Here is a 22204-nt window from a genome sequence, read left to right on the forward strand (position 1 = left end):
TCGTTATAATTTATCAATGGGTTGGGTGCTAAATACGAGATAACCCATATTGTTGGATTTTATTAAGTAATTCTCGATTACTCGGTAATACTTGCTTTAAACCTTGGGTACGTTTGATATTGTCGGCAAATAATTGCTGAGCTCTATTTTGTAAAGAAGGTTTTAATTGGTTTGGCATTTGCGTTTCAAAGCCCATTCCGTAAAGCACAAATTGAAAGCTCGCAGCCGGAAACAGCACATCAGTATGTTGAATGTCATGACGGCTTGGAGGCTGGGTCTGCCATAGTTGTAACTGCTCTTGCAAGCTATCAGGAATGGTGGATGATTCACGATGATCATGCCAATAGTCACTGTCACTGCGTTTACTCAGCACATAATGCAATTTCAAAAACTCGATAATTTGTTGCCAATGTTGCTGAAAACGCTTATTCACTCTAGCCGATACAATATCCATCACCTGACGGTTAGCAGGGAGTTGCTGCGCAAGGGTATTAGCGCTCCATTCAACTAAGGCTAATGCCGATGCCTCTAAGGGCTCAATAAAGCCTGAAGCCATACCAATAGCCATACAGTTGTTTTTCCAGCACACCTGCCTATGACCTGGGGCGATGGAAAGCGCTCTAATGTTGAGATTATCAACATCTAACCCCGCGGTCGGTTTTAGATAATCGATCAGTTGTTGCTCCGCCTCAGCTTGCGTTGTATGACTCGACGAGTACACATGTCCAACACCGCGGCGTGTGGGTAAGCCGATATCCCAAATCCAGCCATTAGTTTGCGCGGTTGAATGGGTACATGAAGCGATATCTGTTTCAGGCTCAGGGTAGGGGACTTGTACCGCTAGGGCTGAGTCATTAAATAACACTGCCTTTTGGCAAATGAATGGCACTTCAAGTTGCTCGCCCAAAAGTAATGATTTCACCCCAGTGCAATCAACAAATAAGTCAGCTGCAATTTCACCTGAGTGTTTAGTGGCTAAATAGCCAATGTCGCCGTTGTCTTTTTTATGAATAGCCGTGACGTGATCGCGTATATGGCTGACGCCGAGTTTTTCAGTGCAATGCTTTTGTAGCAGTTGACTAAATTTACCGGCGTTTAAATGGTAACCGTAATTATTTTGAAATTGATACTCAGCAGTGGTGATTTGCTTAGGCGCTAAAAATAGCTGACTCAGTTGGTTTTGCTGACCGACAGCATCAGCAAAGCTGACTTGGTCACGGTGGGGTAACCAATAGGGGCATAAATCAATTTCGTTAGTGCCCATCGGCAGGCTAAACGGGTGTAGATAATGATCGCTGCTTTTATTGCTTGGACTATTGCTTGGACTATTGCTTGGACTATTGCTTGGGTTATTGCTGTGGTTTTCAGTTAGCGAATGGGTCCAATTAATAAACCGTGAACCTTGCTTGAAGCTGGCATCGCAACTGATTAAAAATTCTGTTTCACTGATACCGATTTTTTTTAAGGTGGTGCGCATTGAAGGCCAAGTGCCTTCGCCAACGCCAATGGTGGCAACATCAGGGGATTCTATCAGGGTAATGTTGAGCTTGGGAGAGGGCGATAGTTTGCCATTATCAGCATTATGTTCAGCAGCCAGAATACCTGCTGTAATCCAACCTGCAGTGCCGCCACCGACAATGACTATATGATTTATCGCTTGTTCCATAAAAGGGCCTATTGTTTTTATTAATATCTTTAAGGCTTAGTTGTTAACTTAAACAGCATCGAATAATTTTCAGTCACTTACAAGGGATAGTTAGTGAAATCTGTATTCAGTAGTTTGATAAAAAAGTGCAACGTCCTTGTTGCTAATGGATGTAGCTTAAAAAAAGAGGTGACCATGGGGTCACCTCAAACGACCTTACTTTTTGATAGATTTACATACACATTAGAATGTGTAACGCGCACCTAAGCTATAACGTGCACCTGTTTGGGTGTAGTTAAGTACTTCTGTGTACGAACGACCATGGGTACGGGTGTTTTCGTTGGTAATATTAAGACCTTCGAAGAACACGGTTAAGCCTTCTACTGCCGCAATGTCATAACCGATATTAAAATCAAGTTGTGAGTATTCTTCAGTATAAGTGGGGTTAGCACCAGTATCATTGCCGGTAGAGTTTAAGAACTCATCACGCCAGTTCCAAGCTAAACGCGCTGAGAAACCATAGTCTTCATACATAGCAACAATGTTGGCAGTATCACTGATGTTGGTTAATACATTCTGTCCAGCGTCTGCAGCGCGAGTGGCGCTATCTGGACGGCCTAAGTTAGTATTATCAAAATCATCACCCGCATTCACTAAAGTGTAGTTAGCTTGTAAACCAAAGCCTGACTCACCAAAGAAGTGCTGAACTGCAAATTCCCAACCATCAATTACAGAGCTTTGACTGCTGTTAGCTGGAGTATTAATAACAAAGTTAACACTTGGGTCACCAGGGTTACCGGTGATTTCAATATTGCCATTATCAGGGTTTATCGTAACGTTTGGATCTGTTGCACCGTAAGTGTCATAAATCCACTGACGCTGGTCAATTGCTGTCACTTGACCTGCAGCAATCGCTTCTTGAACATAAACCCCATTTGATGGGTCTGGAATACTGTAAATATCTGAGTTAACAGGGCTATTATCAATAAAGTTAGTTACATCTTTGCGGAAGTAACCTACAGAAACATAACTTGCATCAGCGTAGTACCATTCAGCAGAAAAATCGATATTTTCAGACTCTAACGGTAATAAGCTTGGGTTACCTGTAGAGCCGCTACCACCGCCGCGGTTTGCAAGGGTGCCAACTGTGGTACCACCTTGAATCGAGGTATAATCAGGGCGACCAATTGTTTCACTGTATGCCGCACGTAACATGACATCTTCTACCACTTCAATATTGAAGTTAAAGCTTGGCAAGAAGTAATCGTAATCACCTTTTTGGGTTTGAGTCACTCGATTGTCATTCCCAGAACCACTGCTTCCAAGGGCAATCTCAGTTTCCGCAATCCAAGTTGCTTCATCATATGATGAAACAGCAGAGTTTGATTCAACATCTGTTTGCTCATAACGGACACCAAAGTGAACGTCAAACGGCATGTCACCTATGTCGCCTTCGTAGTTATATTGGATATAAGCTGATTGAGACTCTTCTTGTGTAAAGCGGTTAGTATCGCTGGCGTAATCTGTTGATGGGCAGAAACCATTACCACAATCACCAATTGCAGTTGAACCATATAATTCAGCAGCGCGGGCACGAACTGCTTCAAAGTCCCATAAGAAAATCACATCTTGTGGGTCAATAGATGCTGAACCTTGATAATCTGAGAAGTCACCTTGTGAACCGTCAAATTTATCTTGCACGCTGCCTGCTGGGAACCAAGCTGGGTCAAAGTCCCCTTCAGCGCCAACGCCGCCCCAGTCATTACGTTGTACGTTTACGGATTGCGAAAGGTTGTTTACGTCAGTTGCTGCAATACCAAAGTCAATGCTACCGGCTTCTTCAAAGATGTAAGTACCATTAATTTGTAATTGGTCAATTTCTGATTTATTACGAGCATTACCAAATACCGAACCAGTTACGCGCATGTCTTCTGGGCGAACTTGATTACCGCCGCCGACAGCAAGTACAGGTACATCACCAGTAAAGTCAGTTGCCGCACTAGTACGAATAAACGCTGCAGTACTTAAGTTACTACTACTACCGTTTTTATTGTTCGGTGAGCGTTCTGCCACAGAGCTATGGTAATCCAATGATAAGAATAAGTTATCAGTTGCATCCCACTCTAAGTTAAAGCCAATTGAACCACTTTCATCACGAGTACCATAATCGCCTGCCGCCATAGATAAATCGGCGCCGCCATCAGGATAGATTTCAGAGTAAACTAATGGCGAAGATACTGGCCCATCAGACCAAGTACTTTCTTGAGTTGGAACAAAGTTAAACCATGCCGATACATCATGTGATTGAGTATCGATGTCGTTTTGCATGTAAGTGTAATCTAACGTAGCACGAAGAGAATCGATTGGTTCGTACTGCAATACTAACTGACCGTTGGTACGGGCACGTTGTTGCTCTTCAAAACGGTAGACTGTGGTTTGCGGTACCGAGTAAACATCGCCTTCACCTGGACGGTTAATTTGATTGTCATCTTTTGGTACGCCGCCCCACTCAGCATTGCTGCCACCCCAATCTTGGTCAACAATACCAGGGAAGCTACGCCAGCCGGTACCCACTTGGGCTTGCTGATTACCGCTTTCACGTTCTTGATAACTGGCTGAAATTGAGATACCGAATTTGCCATCAGCAAAGGTATTTGAGTAAATACCAGAAAGTTCAGGCGTGATAGAGCCTTCATCAGTTGAAGTATCATCTACGGCTTTCACGCCGAAACTGGCTTTTAAACCAGGAGAGCTTAACGGGCGATGAGTTAGAACATTGATTGTTGCGCCCATACCACCAGTTGAGTTTTTAGCTTGGCTAGTTTTTTCAACTTCAACAGCGCTAATGGCTTCTGAGGCAATGTTGGCAAAATCAAATGAACGAGAACCGGTTGTCACAGGCATTTGACGGCCATTGAGCATCACTAAGTTTTGGTCTGGACCAAAACCACGCACAGAAACGCGGCTACCTTCACCGTTTTGTCTGTCAATTGATACACCAGTAATACGTTGTAAAGACTCTGCTAAGTTACTGTCCGGGAACTTACCAATATCTTCTGCGTTAATTGCATCAACAACACCGTTAGAGCTGCGTTTTAAATCCATCGATTTAATTAAGCTACCACGGATACCAGTGACCTTAAGTACTTCGATGTTTTCATCGGCAACAACTTCATCTGCTGCAAATGCTGGCATCATGGTACTTGCGCTCAGTACTACCGACAAGCTAGTGGCAATTCTGGTTTTTCTAAATGTTCTAGGTTTCATCTAAGTCTCCCCTCGACTTCGAATTCAGGCTACTACTCTCTGATTTTTTATTCGGGTTACGATTAATTCGTAACGTTCTTTATTCATCATTTTGTTAGCGCTTGGTTAAGGCTTTGTGTAAAACACTATGTAAGCGCTTACATAAAACTAGATCAATTTGTTAACAGCGTCAATATTATTTAGCATAAAGATTACAACTCATTAACCGTGTTTTTTTGTGAAAATGTTAGGGGTTTCCAGTAAGTTATTGTTATTAATCTGGTAAATTGTGTTTCTATTGCTTTTTTAAAATAGTTAGATAAAAATATTTTTTGTGATAGCGCTTACATAAATTTGTAAAAATATGTGCTTGGGGAGCTGTTTATTGCCATAAATGGAAGCTGATTCTTAAAAACGTACAATTGCAGCTTTAGTGAACAGTGTTTAGCTTGGCTTTAGGGGGGATTTTTATCAGTTAATTAGGCTGTTAGAGAGTAAAAAGAGTAATCTAGATTGATAATTAAAAAGCTCAAAAAATGCCGCAATTGCAGCGATAAAAACGGTATTTGGCAGGCAGCATTAGCGATAGGGCTGACGATTAATGAGCTTACTATTGAGGATTGCTGACTTATAGGTTTAAAAGATTAGAATGTGCGGGTACTAGGAGGGTTATAACCCAGTTGTATCAGTGGTTATATCACCACTGATAACAATTAATATGCTGTGCTTTAGTTATCATCTATTTGATTGGCGCTGTCGCAGAGTTTCTAACCACCAGCTGAGGAGTAAAGGTATTTTCTACATTGGCGCTGGTATTATTATAAACATGTTTTAATACCCAAAATGCCGCCATTTTACCCATTTCGTGGATTGGGTTATTAACCGTGGTGAGCTTCGGGGAGATATATTGCGGGAAAGGAATATTATCGTAACCCACAAAAGATAAGTCTTGGGGGATCTTCATGCCGCGTTCAAGACAAACAGCAATAGCACCAGAGGCCATTTGGTCATTGGCACATACCACAGCAGTAAAGGGTTTATTGACGCTAAGTAAGTGTTCCATCGCCAAACTGCCACTGTGCTCTTTAAAGTCACCCTCAAAGCACAATTGCTCATCAAACTTGAGATCAAATTCTGTTAATGCCCGTTGATGGCCACGCAAGCGGTCCTTGGCATCGAGTTTAAATTTAGGGCCTGAGATATAAGCAATAGCTTTATGTCCATGGCTGAGAATGTGTTTAGTGGCTAAATAGCCACCCAGTTCATTATCTAAGTAAACGCAGGCATCACTGATTTCTTCAATGTAGCGGTTAATTAATACAATGGGCGTTGGGCCTTGGCAAAGCTTTATAAGGTAGTCATCGTCTACAGCTTCAACATCAAGAATTAACGCATCACAACCGCGACTCATTAAAAACTCAACGCCTTCTTTTTCTTGGGATTCGACACTATGACCAGCGGCAATAATAACGTGTTTATTGGCCGTTCTGAGGGCTGTTTCAATTTCGGTCATCATAGGGCCGTAATAGGGGCCATCTAATTGAGACACTAACACCCCAATACTGTTTGAGCGGTTAGATGCTAATGACTGCGCGATAGAATTAGGTCGATAACCCAATTGCTCCATTGCGCTTAATACTTTTTGTTTGGTCTTGTCGCTGACTTTGGTGTTGTTATTCATCACTCGCGACACAGTCGCAAGTGAAACACCCGCCAAGACAGATACATCATATATTGTTGCCATATATCCCTATTTAAGCTTTCCGTATTAGATAATCATTTAAGCGGCGATTAGCCTACCATGAACTATTTAGCATAATCACTAAAAAAACCTTCACTTAGTGCTTAATTCTTTATTTTATGTGGCAATAAAGCCTTAAACCTTCAGCAATACGGATTTTATATTGATATTTGTATTCATCATTATCGAGAAGCAGTTAACGATATTCAATATCTCGAAGTAGCTAATTAGTTAACTACTTCTTATTTAGCTATTTATTTAGTGATGGCTAAATGCACTCTTTCAACTTCCTGATTATCAAGAGTGTACCAGCGCATAACCACAGCCACGATAATTGAGCCAATAGCAGGGTATAAGGTAAATGAAATTAAAATGCCCTGTTTAGTGGTTTCAGTTAACTCAGTATCAGCTTGATAGCCATACATTGCCAGTAACCAACCCGCAGCAGCACCGCCAATTGCCACCCCTAATTTGATGAAGAAAATAACCGATGAATAAATCATCCCGGTAATTCTTACCCCAGTTTTGAATTGGCCATAATCAACCGCATCAGCCATTTTGGCCCATAGTAGCGGGGTACCCATATTAAAGGTAAAGCCCCATAGAATATAAAGCGCAAAGGCGAGTTCCACTTGCTCACTTGAGACAAAATACGCGGCGACGCATAAAATGGCGGCAATGAGTTGAATGGTGATATAGGCTTTTACTTTACACACTCTTTTAGCCAGGGGTTGCGCCAAAATACAGCCGAAAATATTTCCAATCATGCCTAAAGTAATAAACCAGGTGATCATGTCTGGTAAGTTGAGGTAATACTTGACGTAATAAATCGCTAAACTGGTTTTTAAAACCATGCCAGATAATAAGCAAATTGCTGCCACAGAAAGCACGCGCCATTGGTCATTTTTTAATAGGTTTTTGAAATCTGCTTTAAACGTCGAATTTTGATCTTGCGGAGGATGTAAGCGCTCTTTGGTGCCGACAAAACACAGTAAGAACATGATCACGCCAAGAAAACTCATGGCGGCAATGGTCAGCTGATAACCTTTGGCTTGATCGCCTTGGCCGAAAAACTCAACTAATGGTAGCGTCAATCCTGACACCATTAATCCGCCTAGCATGGCAAAAACAAAACGATAAGATTGTACTGACACACGCTCTTTAGGATCGGCAGTTAACACTCCGCCCAAAGCGCAATAGGGAATGTTAATGGCGGTGTAGACCATCATTAACGCAGTGTAAGTGACGAAGGCATAGATCATTTTGCCTTCTTCAGCTAAATCAGGTGTCGTAAAAGCCAGCACACTGATTAATCCAAAGGGTAGCGCAAACCACAGTAAGTAAGGCCTAAACTTACCCCAGCGGGTATTGGTTCTGTCGGTTAAGGCGCCCATCAAAGGATCGGTAATCGCATCAATTACCCTAACTGCTAGGAACATGGTGCCGACAAAGGCCGGTGAAATGCCAAAAATATCAGTATAGAAAAAAGTTAAAAATAGCATTACGGTCTGAAACACAATATTGCTGGCGGTATCACCTAATCCATAGGCTATTTTTTCTTTAACGCTAATCATGCGAACCTCTTCCGGGTCATTATTATGGTTGTGCTGTTTTTAGTTATCGGCTTTAAATATTGTTCTAGTTAACTTAGATGTGGTGCAAAGTTAACCCACAATCTTTATTGACGTTGACTGATAAAGTCGCGATAAGCTAAGCCACTTCTTTTAATGGTGCGCTGCTGAGTTTGATAATCAACATACACGATTCCAAAACGTTTTAAATAGCCTTCAGCCCATTCAAAGTTATCCATTAAACTCCAAGCGAAATAACCGACGACATTAACGCCTTGGTTAATGGCATCATTTACAGCGTTTAAGTGAGCTTGGTAATACTCAAGACGATCTAAATCATCAACTTGGTTATTAACAATTTTATCGTCCATGGCGGCACCATTTTCAGTGATATAAACAGGCGGTAATGTATATGTACTATTTAAACTAGTCAGTAAGTCAGTAAATGCACTTGGGTAGATTTCCCAACCTATATCGGTTTTAGGGGCATCTTTCATATCAACTTGAACAAATTCATTTTTATCACAAGTGCTATAAACTGCGCGGGTATAAAAGTTAATCCCTAAGAAGTCCAGTGGCTGCTTAATAATCTCCATGTCACCTGCTTGAATGTCAGGTTTATCTGCATCATCAAAATCATGAATAATTGCAGGGTATTCACCGTCCATTATTGGCTTCATATACCACTGGTTAAAATAATCATCGGCGGTTTGAGCGGCTTTTATATCGGCATCAGTGTCAGTTAATGGATAGCAAGGGGTGAAATTAAGCACGATACCGTTTAATGCATTAGGACAATTTTGTTGAATGACCTTTAAAGCCAAGCCATGGGCCAGTAATAAGTGATGGGCTGATTGACGGCCAAATGCTTTGCTGGCAAGCCCTGGGGCATGAACACCCACTTCATAACCTAAGTATGAACTGCAAAAAGGTTCATTTAAGGTGGCGTAAGAATAGACTTTGTCACCTAAAGCTTGGGTGATTTTATCTGCGTAGTCTGCAAATAAGTATGCGGTTTGACGATTGAGCCAGCCACCTTGATCTTCAATATGCTGCGGTAAGTCCCAATGATACAAGGTGGCGTAAACCTTTATACCGCGGCTATTTAACTCATCAATTAAGTTGATATAAAAGTCGACACCTTGTTGATTGAGGCTACCATCTTGCTTAATGACTCGTGGCCAAGAAATTGATAATCGGTAGGCATCAACGCCTAAAGATTCGATTAATTGCACATCATCTTTGAATAATGCCACATGCTCACAAGCGTGTTTCCCGTCTGAACCATCACGAATTTTACCGGCCGTTGCACAGAAGGTATCCCATATGCAAGGGAGGCGGGTATCGGCGGCGCCTTCAATTTGAAAAGAAGCGGTTGCCACCCCAAAAGTGAACTCTTTTGTGTGCATTTTTGAATTTGATGGTAAAGATATTTTCATATTTTTCATTCGCTTAATAAGTTTTTCGCGTGTTTAGGTCAGAGTGACTTAAAAGTGCGAGTCTCAGTGTGCTTAGCAGTTTAAAATCCGATTTTTACTGCGAAAAATCGTTGACATTCGTTATCGGTATGTTAAAAATGAAAGCGCTTACATCGAGGTTAGTGATTAATTAACAAAAGGTCAATAATTGATTTACACAATCTTTGGTGTGCCTATCAATGAAAATGTTAATTTAATTGATAGTCATTTACCCAAAATAAATAACAATAAATGAGGAAATGTTATGGCTAGTGCACCTTCAAATGGGGTTGCTGAACCAATCAATAGTGATATTGGCAATGTTCATCAAACAGGAAATTTTCGTTTTGCGCTGGTGGCATTAACGTCATTATTTTTTATGTGGGGCTTTTTAACTTGCCTCAATGATATTCTTATTCCTTACCTGAAAGATATGTTCGAACTTAACTACACCCAAGCAATGTTGGTGCAGTTTTGTTTCTTCGGCGCCTATTTTATTGTCTCAATTCCCGCAGGGCATTTGGTGGGAAAAATTGGTTATCAAAAAGGGATTGTTACCGGCTTAGCTATTGCTTGTGTTGGTTGTTTAATGTTCTACCCTTCAGCAAGTTATGCATCTTACTGGATGTTTTTAAGCGCATTTTTTGTGTTAGCGTCAGGCATTACCATTTTACAGGTTGCAGCCAATCCTTATGTCAGCGCTTTAGGTCCTGCTGAAACCGCATCATCACGTTTAACCATGACTCAAGCTTTTAATTCTCTTGGTACCACAGTGGCGCCATTTTTTGGCAGTTGGTTAATTTTAAGTAGCTTAACTCACAACAGCGATCCTGCCATTGAAGCAGTACATCATGCCAGCACCGTTCAGGTGCCTTACTTGATGTTAGCGGGCGCCTTATGTGTGTTAGCGGTTGTCTTTATGATTTTAAAATTACCAGTGTTAGGGATTAAACCAACAAATACCCCAGGGACAAGTAGCGGCAGTGCTTGGAAGTATCCTCATTTAGTCTTAGGGGCTGTGGGTATTTTTGTTTATGTCGGCGCAGAAGTGGGTATTGGCAGCTTTTTAATTAATTTTTTAACTCAGCCAGATATTGGCGGCTTTACTGAAGCTGAAGCGGCTAACTACATTGCCTATTATTTTGGCGGCGCAATGGTGGGGCGCTTTATTGGCGCACTGGTAATGCAAAAGATCTCAGCCGGCAAAGTGCTGGCCTTTAATGCCACTTGTGCCGTGCTATTAGTCGCTGTTGCCATGTTTGCAGAAGGCACCACGGCGATGTGGGCCTTATTATTAGTGGGCTTATGTAACTCGATTATGTTCCCAACCATCTTTAGTTTAGCGCTACAAGATTTAAAGCAATATACCAGCCAAGGTTCCGGGGTGTTGTGCCTGGCTATTGTCGGCGGCGCGATAGTGCCATTACTGCAGGGCATTATGGCTGACAGCTTAGGCATTCAATTAGCATTTGCATTGCCGTTACTTTGTTATGCATTTATTGCTTATTACGGCTTAGTGGGTAGCAAGGCTACGCGACCACAAAGCGTTTGATTTTAGAACTGTATGATTTGTATCAAAAAACTTACATAAACAAATTACATCAAAAAACGATTTAAAAGGCTAGATTATGAAACCTGTAAACCCAATGAATGCATTTAAGCGATTAACGCTGCCCGCGCAGGTTTTGGCGGTGTTGGTTGGCTTAAGTGCGTGTGGTCAAGATGAAGTCAAACCCGTAACGCCAGAGTCTAGTAGCGAAGTTACTAGCGCAGCGGAAACTGTGGCACAAGCTTCTATCACAAAAGCAACAGCGGCAACCAATATTGATATTTGGCCAACACTTGCTATTCCATTTGCTAAAGATGTTGTCCTTGAAACGCGTATCGATAAGCTGATGGCGACCATGACCTTAGAGCAAAAAGTCGCGCAAATGATCCAGCCTGAAATTCGCGACATTACTGTGGAAGATATGCGTAAATACGGTTTTGGCTCATATTTGAATGGCGGCGGTGCTTATCCAAATGATGATAAACATGCAACGCCAGCAGACTGGATTGAACTTGCTGAAAAAATGTATCAAGCCTCGATGGATGACAGTGTAGATGGTATTGCGATACCTACTATGTGGGGCACAGATGCAGTCCATGGCCATAACAATGTGATTGGCGCGACTTTATTCCCGCACAATATCGGTTTAGGCGCAGCCAATAATCCTGAGTTAATTAAGCAAATAGCTGCCATTACCGCCAAAGAAGTCATGGTAACGGGCATTGATTGGGTATTTGCGCCAACAGTGGCCGTTGTAAGGGATGACCGCTGGGGTCGTACTTATGAAGGTTATTCTGAAGACCCACAAATCGTAAAGTCATACTCTCATTCAATTGTTGAAGGCCTGCAGGGCGCCGTTGGCGAAGACTTTTTATCAGACCAGCATGTTATTTCAACCGTAAAGCATTTCCTTGGCGATGGCGGCACTGAAAAAGGTATCGATCAAGGCGATAACCTAGCGACTGAGCAGGAATTATTTGATATTCATGCCCAAGGTTATGTGGGCGGCTTAACTGCAGGAGCACAAACGGTGATGGCATCTTTTAATAGCTGGCATGGCAGTAAAATTCACGGTGATAAATATCTATTAAACGATGTATTAAAAGACAAAATGGGCTTTGATGGTTTTGTGGTTGGTGACTGGAATGGTCACGGACAAGTGGCAGGTTGCACCAATGAGTCTTGCGCACAGGCCGTCAATGCTGGTTTAGATGTGTACATGGTGCCAACCAGTGCTTGGAAGCCTTTGTATGAAAATACCATTGCCCAAGTCAAAAACGGTGTGATTGCGCAATCTCGTATCGATGATGCGGTGCGCCGTATTTTACGGGTAAAAATCCGCGCTGGGTTATTTGAAAAACCAAGCCCTGCTAATCGTGCTATTTCAGGTAAAACTGAGTTAATTGGTGCCAAAGAGCATCGCGACGTTGCCAGACAAGCTGTACGAGAATCGTTAGTGTTGCTGAAAAACAATAATAACATTTTACCTATTTCGCCTAGTGCCAAAATCTTAGTGGCAGGTGATGCTGCAGATAACATCGGTAAGCAATCGGGTGGCTGGAGTATTACTTGGCAGGGTACTGATAACTTAAATGAAGACTTTCCTGGTGCAACTTCAATTTATGCTGGTATTGAGCAAACGGTTAAAGCTGCAGGTGGTCAAACTTGGTTAAGCGTTGATGGTGCATTTGAGGCTGCGAATAAGCCCGATGTAGCGATTGTGGTATTTGGTGAAGAGCCTTATGCCGAAGGCAATGGTGATATTGATAACCTTGAATATCAGCGTGGTGATAAACGTGATTTAGCTTTACTAAAGTCGCTTAAAGCCCAAGGTATTCCTGTGGTAGCAGTGTTTATCAGTGGCCGTCCTATGTGGGTCAATGCTGAGTTAAATGCATCTGATGCATTTGTGGCTGCTTGGCTTCCTGGTACTGAAGGTGACGGGGTGGCTCAAGTGTTATTGAGCCAAGCTAATGGCGAGGTTAATGAAAACTTTGCAGGTAAATTGTCTTTCTCTTGGCCGACTCGCCCGCAACAAACCAAAGTGAATGTGTTTGATAAAGACTACGCGCCTTTATTTGGCTATGGCTATGGCTTGCATTATGGCGCTGACATCAACACTGAGGTTCCGAGTAATGTGGTCGCTAACACCTTATCTGAAGATAACTTTGCTACCGATGATAAGCTTGAAGCATTACCATTATTTGAACGTGCTGTAAAAGCACCTTGGCGCTTGATGATAGGCACAGAAACGTCAATGGATACAGTCAGTAGTAGTATTCAGTCTAATGATGTGGTTACGCTGCGCACCTTTGATAAGCAAGTTCAAGAAGATGCCCGCTTAATTAGCTTTAACGGCTCAGGATTAGGCTTTGTGGGGTTAATTAGTAACTTCCCGCGGGACTTACGAGCTTACTCGAATAGCAATGCCGCCCTGAGCGTAATGATTAAAACTGCTAAAAAACTTGAGCAGCCATTATTACTGGGTATGGCATGCGATAGAGATTGCCGCGCTGATGTTGATATTACCGAGCAGCTTAATAGCGTCGCCATTGATACATGGCAAACCATCAGTGTTGATTTGCAATGTTTTAAAGAGCAGCAACTGGACTTTGGCAAAATCAATACGCCGTTTTACCTTTCAACGGTAGGCGCAGCAGAAGTGAGTTTTAGTGATTTAGTTATAGTGCCAAATGGCGCTGAACAAGCCACTATTTCATGTGCCACTAACGAGCAGTAATCGTTAGCGGCAGTAGGCATTCTGGTTTAAGTATTTATCAAACCTGAATGAGTTAACCCGCTAAGATCCTCTTAGCGGGCATGTTAATCCACCAATGACGTTGAGCTTACAATTGAGTTTGTAGGGCATTTTGCTGGAATTTTTTAGATATTTTGCGATTGGGGAATCAAGAATGTTCAATAGAAAATTACCGTTAAATTTGGCTCTAAGCCAGGCTTTTTCATCCGCTAAAGTCATTAGCGCGGCGAGTTTAACTGCGCTGCTGCTAATAGGATGTGGCTCAGATAATGAGACTGAAACTGAGCCTGAAGTTGAATCAGAGCAAGCGCCAGTAGACTCTGATTCAGACACGGGTTCAGGGCAAGAAAACGCAAGCTGGTCATTGGTGTGGAGTGACGAATTTGACGGCGCTGAGATTGATGCCACTAAATGGAATTTAGCCCATAACTGTTATGGCGGCGGCAACGAAGAATTACAATGTTATACCCAGCGCGCTGATAACAGCCAAGTGGTTGATGGTAAGTTAGTGATTACCGCTCTGCGGGAAGATTTTAATGGCCCTGCAGTAGCATTGGGCGATCCTAATTACGATGCCAATGACACTTCAAAACAGCAGCCTTACACTTCGGCGCGTTTAGATTCGACCCATAAAGGCGATTGGAAATATGGCCGCTTTGAAATTAAAGCCAAAATGCCACAAGGTCAGGGCACTTGGCCGGCCATTTGGATGTTGCCCACTGACTGGGTTTATGGTCCTTGGGCAGGCTCTGGCGAAATCGATATTATGGAAGCGGTTAATCTGAAAGTGATCACCAATGGCGATGAGTCCCAGACACCTGAAAGCCGGGTTCATGGCACTTTGCATTATGGTAAAGCTTGGCCTGGCAATGTCTATTCTGGCGCAGAGTACAGTTTGCCACACGGCGCAAATCCTGCCGATGATTTTCATGTTTATGCCCTTGAATGGGAGCAAGATGAAATTCGCTGGTATGTAGATGATGTGCATTTTGCCACTCAGCGCTCAACGGGTTGGTACAGTCAATACACTGATGCTGAGGGGATTTTACAACAAGCCCCTGAAGATGCACCTTACAATCAAGCGTTTCACATGATCCTCAATTTTGCCGTTGGCGGTACTTGGGCGGGTAATGTCAACAACACTGGGGTGGATGAGTCGGTATTTCCACAAACCATGGAGGTGGATTATGTGCGCGTGTATGAATGCAGTGTCGCGCCAACAACAGGCAGTGGTTGTGCCACTATTGATGAGGCCGCAGCAGTGGTAGAAGGCCATCAGCCACCAGCGATCACGACCCCCAGCACTGACATTGGCGCAGGACCAGAATTTATCATGTTTGACGATGCACTAGCCCAAGGGTTAGCGCTTGATAGCTATAACCCCGATGGCAGTATTACCTTGCAGACGCTGACAGTAGAAGGTCGCGGTGAGGTGCTGCAAATGGATAAAGTGGGCGCGACGGGTAATGCTTATTTCTCTTACCCTCCCACAGCCGATTTGTCTCACTGGGCCAATAATGGCTATTTAGTCTTTGATATTAACCTGTTATCTATCGACGATAATGTCGAGCTGCTGGTTAAAATTGACAGTGGTTGGCCTAATGTCAGTGATATTAACGTCACTCTGCCAGAGCTTAATACTTGGACTGAAGTAAAAATATCTATCGCAGAATTAGTCGCCAATGGCAATCGGTTTTCGCCAGGTAGCGTGGCTGACTTAGCTGCGGTAGTGAATCCGTTTGTGATTGAAGCATTAGGTAACATCAGCCTGCAAATTGATAATGTGCGCTATGAATATCAAGTAGTTGAAGTGGATGAGTTGGTTATTTATGACAATGAAGTAAAACCGCCATATAGCATAGGACATTACGCCGCTAATGGTTCAGTCGATATCGCTCAAGTTGATGCTGGTGGTGATTATGGCGCTGTAACTCAATTTAGTTTTAATACCGATGAAGCCGTGGTTTATTACCAAAGCACCGGATTAGGTCAAGATGTTAGCCAATTTAGTTTTGTTGAGTTTGATGTCAATGTGCTGACAGATCCTCGAAGCCAGCGCGACTTTAATATCAAGGTCGATTGTGGCCATCCCTGTAGCTCTGGTGACTTTGCCATTACTACGCCCGATATTGCCACTTGGACCCATTATAAGTTAGCGCTTGCAGACCTTGTTAGCCATGCTGGCTCAAGTTTAGATTTAACCCAAGTTGATACCCCATTAGTGATTTTTCCGGCTTGGGGCAATCAAAATGGGGTGGTTATGCAAGTAGATAATGTGCAGCTAACTAAATAACATTGTTTTAAATCAGTTTGAATACGAATGCAGCTAAGCCATTGTGCCTTTTATGCAAGGGGCACTTGGCTTACTATCTGTAAACGATGTTGCATATTAGTAGCAAAAATTAACTCAGAGGCGTGGCAGAGCTACCTTGATATTTATGCTAGTGAAAAGTTAACTAACATTGTTATTTCTAAGACAAACTAAATAGTTATAAATCATCTTGCGAGCAACTGGCATAATAGCGCTAAGTGATTTGAGTTAACCACAGGTTAACGTATTCATAAGGATGAACCTTGAAGGTATTTAGTTTTTCAGAGCAAGATGATGCGCAGCAGCCATTTACGAAACCGCTGTTTACCCAGCAGCATCTCACTAAAGTGGTTGAGATTGCCAAATTGGCTGGTGATGCAATTATGCAAGTGTATTCAGACACCGACTTGCAAGTAACGCAAAAACAAGATGATAGCCCAGTGACCGCTGCGGATATTGCCAGTCATAATGTGATTGTTAACGCATTAGCTCAGCAATTTGCTGGCATTAAGATCATGAGCGAAGAAGCCGCTGATATCCCTTGGTCAGAACGTAAAGAATGGCAAACTTATTGGTTAATTGACCCACTAGATGGCACCAAAGAGTTTATTAAGCGCAACGGTGAGTTTACCGTCAATATTGCCTTAGTTCATCAAGGCCGCGCTATGGTAGGAGTGGTATACGCGCCGGTATTACACAAATGTTATTCTGCCATTGTGGGTCAAGGCGCATGGCTTGAGTATCAAGGGCAGCAGCAACAGTTAGATATTAGCCAACAAACAGTCAGCCCTGTACCTGTGGTGGTGGGCAGTCGCTCCCATATCAGCCCTGGGCTTGAAGAGTTCCTTAAGGATGTGGGCGAGCACCAAATGCAAAGTGTTGGTAGCTCATTAAAGTTTTGTATGGTGGCAGAAGGCATTGCTGATGTGTATCCAAGACTGGGGCTAACCAGTGAGTGGGATACCGCTGCAGCGCAAGCTGTCGTTGAAGGCGCTGGTGGTCAGGTAGTGCGTTATCCTGAATTAACGTCCCTTGATTACAACCAAAAAGAAAATATTTTAAATCCGTATTTTATTGCGGCGTCACCAGCATGGTTTGCAAGGTAGCTATATAAACGAGTAATTGCAAAAGTGTCTAACTTGAAACCGTTAGCCTTTTATCAGCTCAATAATAGCTATTGCGGCACACTCATTTTGGTGAATAACAGATTCTAACGATATGGAGAGAGTTACTATGATGCGCATGGGTATTGACCTTGGCGGGACAAAGATTGAAGTGGTGGCGCTAGCCGAAGATAGTTCAGAGCTATTTCGTAAACGTATTCCAACACCTAAAAACTACCCTGAAACCCTTGATGCCATAGTAGGCTTAGTTAATGATGCTGAAGCCGAAACTCAGCAAACTGGCAGTGTGGGTGTGGGGATCCCAGGGGTGGTATCACCGTTAACGGGTTTGGTTAAAAATTCGAATTCAACTTGGATTAATGGTCATCCACTTGATAAAGATTTAAGCGCTCGTCTTGATAGAGAAGTGCGGGTAGCAAACGATGCTAACTGTTTTGCGGTATCTGAAGCTGTTGATGGCGCAGCCGCAGGCAAAGATGTGGTCTTTGGGGTGATTATTGGTACAGGCTGCGGTGGCGGTTTAGCGATAAATGGTAAAGTTCATGGCGGCGGTAATGGCATTGGTGGTGAATGGGGTCATAATCCTTTGCCGTGGATGACTTCGGACGAATTTAATTCTACATCGTGTTTTTGTGGCAACAAAGATTGCATCGAGACCTTTATTTCAGGCACTGGCTTTGTTCGTGATTTCCGCCGTGCTGGTGGTGAAGCTGACAGTGGCATTCAAATTTCGCAAATGATGGCCGATGGTCATCCGTTAGCGACCCAAGCATTTGTGCGCTTTATCGATCGTTTAGCACGCTCATTGGCACACCTGATTAATATGCTCGACCCTGATGTGATTGTATTAGGTGGCGGCGTATCTAATATTGATGCGATATACACTGAATTGCCAAAAGTATTACCTAAGTATGTGGTTGGCCGCGAGTGCGACACCTTAGTGGTTAAAAACGAATATGGCGCATCATCTGGGGTGCGTGGTGCAGCATGGCTGTGGGGTAAAAACGACCACTAGGTCGATGAGTTAACTCTTGAGTATTAAAACGGCGCTATCAGCGCCGTTTTTATTTACAGTCGAAATTAAGTGTGAGGGCGTTAAAGCTCTTCAGGCTCACTAATGCGTTCGCGGCGCTCTAGTTCTTCTTCAAAGGCTGCTTGAATTTCTTCTAGCACTGAATTGACATCAGCAGCGCTGGTATCCTCTTCAAATTCACCGCTAAGCTTGGTATCAGGCAGTAAGTCGCCTTTCTCATATAAGCTCCACATTTCCTTGGCATACTTTGTTAAAGCAAGCTCAGGTGCAAACTGCGAGTAATAGCGGGTCATATTGTTAACGTCACGTTCTAGCATGACCTTGGCATTATTATTGGCTGAAGCATCGACGGCTTGGGGCAGATCGATAATCACAGGTCCATGGTCATCTTGCAGTACGTTAAATTCCGATAAGTCACCATGGACGATGCCGGCACACAACATACGAGTGACATACCCCATCATGGTGGCGTGATCTTGTAACGCTTGTTCTGCGCTTAACACAATATCATTTAAACGCGGGGCCACATCACCTTGACCATCAGTGATCAGTTCCATTATCAGCACACCTTCAAAGCAGCCATAGGGGACAGGCACTCGAATATTGGCGTCAGCACATTTATACAAGGCATCTACTTCGGCATTTTGCCAGGCATTTTCTTGCTGCTCACGGCCGTAGCTGGAACCTTTTTCCATTGCACGGCTGCGACGGCTATTGCGACTTTTTCTACCTTCTTGATATTGCGCTGCTTTTTTGAAGCTCCGTTTAATGGCTTCTTTATACACTTTGGCGCAGCGGATTTCATTTCCACAGCGAACCATATAAACGGTGGCTTCTTTACCGCTCATTAATTGGCTTACGACTTCGTCAATAAGGCCATCATCAACCAGTGGTTGTATACGTTTAGGAGTTTTCATGGCGCCGTTATACCTTACTTAGGCTGAGGATGGTAGTGATTGGCTGAGTTAATGCCATATTATTGCAGCTTAATGATGGCTAGATGTCACTTTGGTACTAACCAAAGCAAATTTTAATAGCGCTAAATGATAAGATAGCCTGCAGTTACTCCGTATTATTAATGGGGTTTGCTTTGTTAATGGCCATAAATAGGAGCCATCAGGTGAAGATAAATTTGCAAACAGCGAGGCTGCTAATAAGGGAAATATCTTCTGATATGACATCGTCAGAGTCTGCATCAGAGTTAACATCGCAGTCATCCGCACTCTTGATACAGCTTATGGCGTTGTTGACACCTGCAGTGGTTAATCATCTTCCTGCTAATTTTCAGCAGCTAAACTCACTACCAGCCGCCGAGTACTGGCTTGATGAAATGCTAGCACAAAGCCGTTTATGTCGGGTTGATGCGACTGATACAGGCTTAATGATGGGATTAGTCTTTATGTATCTTGCTGATGAAGAAACAGCCCATATCGGTTATTTACTGGGTGAGCATTATTGGAAATAAGGCTATGGAAGCGAGTTACTCACAGGAGTGATTGAATTTTCCCGGGATCAACTTCAATGGCGTAAATTAATCGCTGGGGTAGACAAAAGTAACCAAGCATCAGCTAAATTACTTTTAAAGCTGGGCTTTACCCAGCAAGCCATTACAGAGCAGAGCGTGATTTTTTTATGAGTATATACTAGACTGCTAAGCGAAATTTAACTGCACTAGCTCTCTCTTGAAAAGCGCAAAATATGGCCTTTGAATTGTTGTGTTAAATAATCAGTGTGAATGGGTTTGATATGATTATGGCTAAAGCCGTATTCATCCATCTTGGTGGTGAGTTTGTTTTTTCGGCCACGACCGGGATCGACAATAACAATTTCACATTGGCGTTTGGCATGGGCTTGAATGAAGTAAGCCAGCAAGGCAATATGCTCATCTTCGTACAATAAATCACTGCCGATGATTAAATCGAACTGACCTAAATCACTGTTGTCATCAGCCCAATCGACTCGTTCAAAGTTTATCGATTTGTCGTTATTGAGTTGGGTATTTCTTAATAGAAAACCTTCAACCTCAGGGTGATAATCGGTGGCGGTAATATCATCGGCTCTTTGGTTTAACAGTAAGCTTGAAAGGCCGATACCACAACCAATCTCTAAAATGCGTTTACCTTGAGTTTGATAATCAAGCATGTGATTTGCCAGTACCATACTGGAAGGCCAGACTACCCCAAAAATGGGCCATAGCGCCGAAGAAATACCTAAGTCTTTAGCTGTGTTGTTATCGTCACTAAATTGCTGTTTATCTCGAAGGGTACATAAGTGAATATCGTTGTCACCAATTTCAATGGTGTGATAGCGAACGCGTACAGGGGTCGTCATTATTTGTCCTAGTTGGGTAGCTAAAGCTAAGCCAAATATCTAGAAAAATATAAATGACGAAACAATTGAATAACCACACTATAGTAATTTTCGATTAGCGCAAAGGATATAATCAACTAATTCGAATAAAACCTTGCTGTGCAGTGGCTACAATGGCTATCGTATAATTGATTTAATTATATTGGAGTTAATATGAAAGGACTCATCACTGCCGCGTTACTCTCTTTAGCGTCGTCTGATTGCGTTATTGCGCCGCAGGATTCATTAGCTATTCCCCTTGTGCAGCGGCAACAACTTAACAATATGGTATTAAGTAACGAGTACTTATCTGGCTGTGTTACTGAGCAATTAGCTGATATCACTGAAAAGGTGTGCCCAAAGGGTGACGCTTACTGTTGTGACAGTGAAGCGAGTATTGAGCTCACTTACCTGCAATGGGAGAACATTTACCAACATTGTATGGTGAAGTAGAGACACAGCGGATAAACCCTTACTAAGGCACTTATTTGCTTAAGCGCGCTTGGTGTTATTCATTTTCCTGTCGATGTACATTAAAGTCTGAAACTAGACAATAAAGATTGAAACTAAGACAACAAAGTTCGAAACGTCATGAGTTGTTTAAGTTGGCAGAACTCACCACGGCAAACTTCCCTAACGATTTAGTGACCCAAATCTAGTTTGCCAGTTTGAACAAAAAAGTCGTGGTGCTTCACTTATACGAGTTATAAATCGCAAGTTTTCTTTAAGTCTTTCCAAACTTTGTTTGGATTAACGTCGTGGCGCTTCGCCCCTTCTTTTGCAAAGAGCAGAGTCAAGGGGGAAAGCGCTCACATTTTACAAAATAAGCCTTTAACAAACCCTCAGGCCCCAACGAAAAATGCTGAAAATCGCATGTTTTCAACGGGGATTGATCCAGCTTTTGACTTCGCTTGTAGTGTTCTTCGGTCATATTTGAAAATGCTAACGCCTCAGATGCGCCATCCATGGCTTAACTGAGGCTATATTGGCATCCATGCCAATCTCACGCTATTTTCTTCAAAGTCCTCAATTCAAATTGAGTCGGAGGCAAATAGATTTTCTGCTTTTTAGCCTTTTTATTCCCACTAATAAAGTCAAATCGAAGAGATAATAATCCCGGTGTAGATGCAGCAGCGAGCTTCTGACCGCCAAGGATGGTGGGAATGTCATTATTTGTCTGGAACAAATTTGACCAAAACATGGCGAAGTTTCACAGTGTGAAGCGCTCTGAGCGAGAGGCATGGATGCCGAACTGGCCGTTTAACATGGATGTTATTTGTTTTGGCAGAGCTTACAGGGACCTTTTGATTTATATAAAGAATGCAGCGTCTCGCAGTTGTATCTGCACATAAGGTCGCTCTTTCACATCTGACCCATAGGGATTTGGGAAATGTCATGATGATGTCGGGAACATCATTGA

Annotated in this window: 14 protein-coding genes and 1 pseudogene; 8 read left to right on the forward strand and 7 right to left on the reverse strand. The window is 42.8% G+C overall.

Annotated features, from left to right (window positions below; all coding sequences use genetic code 11):
* Nucleotides 1-28: 28 nt before the first annotated feature.
* The 5 genes from Q4557_RS18265 to Q4557_RS18285 all read right to left on the reverse strand — a co-directional run bounded on the left by Q4557_RS18265 (nucleotide 29) and on the right by Q4557_RS18285 (nucleotide 9642).
* Nucleotides 29-1666, reverse strand: a complete 1638-nt coding sequence (locus tag Q4557_RS18265; RefSeq protein WP_303414576.1) for a tryptophan halogenase family protein — start codon at nucleotides 1664-1666, stop codon at nucleotides 29-31.
* A 222-nt stretch (nucleotides 1667-1888) separates the two neighbouring features.
* Complete coding sequence (locus Q4557_RS18270) at nucleotides 1889-4912, reverse strand: TonB-dependent receptor (protein WP_303414579.1); 3024 nt, start codon at nucleotides 4910-4912, stop codon at nucleotides 1889-1891.
* Between the two features lie 718 nt (nucleotides 4913-5630).
* Entirely contained in the window at nucleotides 5631-6635 is a 1005-nt protein-coding gene (locus Q4557_RS18275) for a LacI family DNA-binding transcriptional regulator (protein ID WP_102439783.1), read from the reverse strand.
* A 251-nt stretch (nucleotides 6636-6886) separates the two neighbouring features.
* Nucleotides 6887-8206 carry a glycoside-pentoside-hexuronide (GPH):cation symporter gene (locus Q4557_RS18280; RefSeq protein ID WP_102439784.1) on the reverse strand — a complete coding sequence of 440 codons (1320 nt, stop codon included), beginning with the start codon at nucleotides 8204-8206 and terminating at the stop codon, nucleotides 6887-6889.
* 104 nt (nucleotides 8207-8310) lie between these two features.
* A complete protein-coding gene (locus Q4557_RS18285) occupies nucleotides 8311-9642 on the reverse strand; it encodes a GH1 family beta-glucosidase (protein WP_102439785.1) in 1332 nt (443 codons plus the stop codon).
* A gap of 397 nt (nucleotides 9643-10039) precedes the next feature.
* Between Q4557_RS18285 and Q4557_RS18290 the strand changes: the two genes are divergently transcribed.
* The 5 genes from Q4557_RS18290 (at nucleotide 10040) to mak (ending at nucleotide 18417) form a co-directional block, all read left to right on the forward strand.
* A complete protein-coding gene (locus Q4557_RS18290; protein ID WP_303414598.1) occupies nucleotides 10040-11212 on the forward strand; it encodes a sugar MFS transporter in 1173 nt (390 codons plus the stop codon).
* A gap of 76 nt (nucleotides 11213-11288) precedes the next feature.
* A complete protein-coding gene (locus tag Q4557_RS18295) occupies nucleotides 11289-13949 on the forward strand; it encodes an exo 1,3/1,4-beta-D-glucan glucohydrolase (RefSeq protein ID WP_303414588.1) in 2661 nt (886 codons plus the stop codon).
* Nucleotides 13950-14121: 172 nt separating this feature from the next.
* Nucleotides 14122-16260: a glycoside hydrolase family 16 protein gene (locus Q4557_RS18300; protein ID WP_303414590.1), complete on the forward strand. Its 2139-nt coding sequence runs from the start codon at nucleotides 14122-14124 to the stop codon at nucleotides 16258-16260.
* Between the two features lie 338 nt (nucleotides 16261-16598).
* Nucleotides 16599-17384: a 3'(2'),5'-bisphosphate nucleotidase CysQ gene (cysQ, locus tag Q4557_RS18305; protein WP_102476203.1), complete on the forward strand. Its 786-nt coding sequence runs from the start codon at nucleotides 16599-16601 to the stop codon at nucleotides 17382-17384.
* 127 nt (nucleotides 17385-17511) lie between these two features.
* Complete coding sequence (gene mak, locus Q4557_RS18310; protein WP_102439789.1) at nucleotides 17512-18417, forward strand: fructokinase; 906 nt, start codon at nucleotides 17512-17514, stop codon at nucleotides 18415-18417.
* Nucleotides 18418-18497: 80 nt separating this feature from the next.
* Here the strand turns inward: mak and Q4557_RS18315 are convergent, their stop codons facing one another.
* The gene (locus tag Q4557_RS18315; RefSeq protein WP_102439790.1) at nucleotides 18498-19352 is read right to left on the reverse strand and encodes a PA4780 family RIO1-like protein kinase; all 855 of its coding nucleotides are present in this window, start codon (nucleotides 19350-19352) and stop codon (nucleotides 18498-18500) included.
* A gap of 257 nt (nucleotides 19353-19609) precedes the next feature.
* Between Q4557_RS18315 and Q4557_RS18320 the strand changes: the two genes are divergently transcribed.
* Together Q4557_RS18320 and Q4557_RS19945 are read left to right on the forward strand one after the other, a co-directional pair.
* Nucleotides 19610-19900 (forward strand): hypothetical protein, encoded by a 291-nt coding sequence (locus Q4557_RS18320; protein ID WP_303414592.1) that lies wholly within the window; start codon nucleotides 19610-19612, stop codon nucleotides 19898-19900.
* A gap of 12 nt (nucleotides 19901-19912) precedes the next feature.
* Nucleotides 19913-20071 (forward strand): annotated as a pseudogene (locus Q4557_RS19945) (GNAT family N-acetyltransferase); the annotation flags it as partial.
* 35 nt (nucleotides 20072-20106) lie between these two features.
* Here the strand turns inward: Q4557_RS19945 and Q4557_RS18325 are convergent.
* Nucleotides 20107-20766, reverse strand: a complete 660-nt coding sequence (locus Q4557_RS18325; RefSeq protein ID WP_102439792.1) for a methyltransferase — start codon at nucleotides 20764-20766, stop codon at nucleotides 20107-20109.
* Between the two features lie 192 nt (nucleotides 20767-20958).
* Here Q4557_RS18325 and Q4557_RS18330 point away from each other — a divergent pair, with 192 nt between their 5' ends.
* Nucleotides 20959-21237, forward strand: a complete 279-nt coding sequence (locus Q4557_RS18330) for a hypothetical protein (RefSeq protein ID WP_102476198.1) — start codon at nucleotides 20959-20961, stop codon at nucleotides 21235-21237.
* Nucleotides 21238-22204 lie beyond the last annotated feature (967 nt).

This window comes from Shewanella sp. 5_MG-2023 (genome assembly GCF_030547465.1).
Classification (GTDB): Bacteria; Pseudomonadota; Gammaproteobacteria; order Enterobacterales; family Shewanellaceae; genus Shewanella.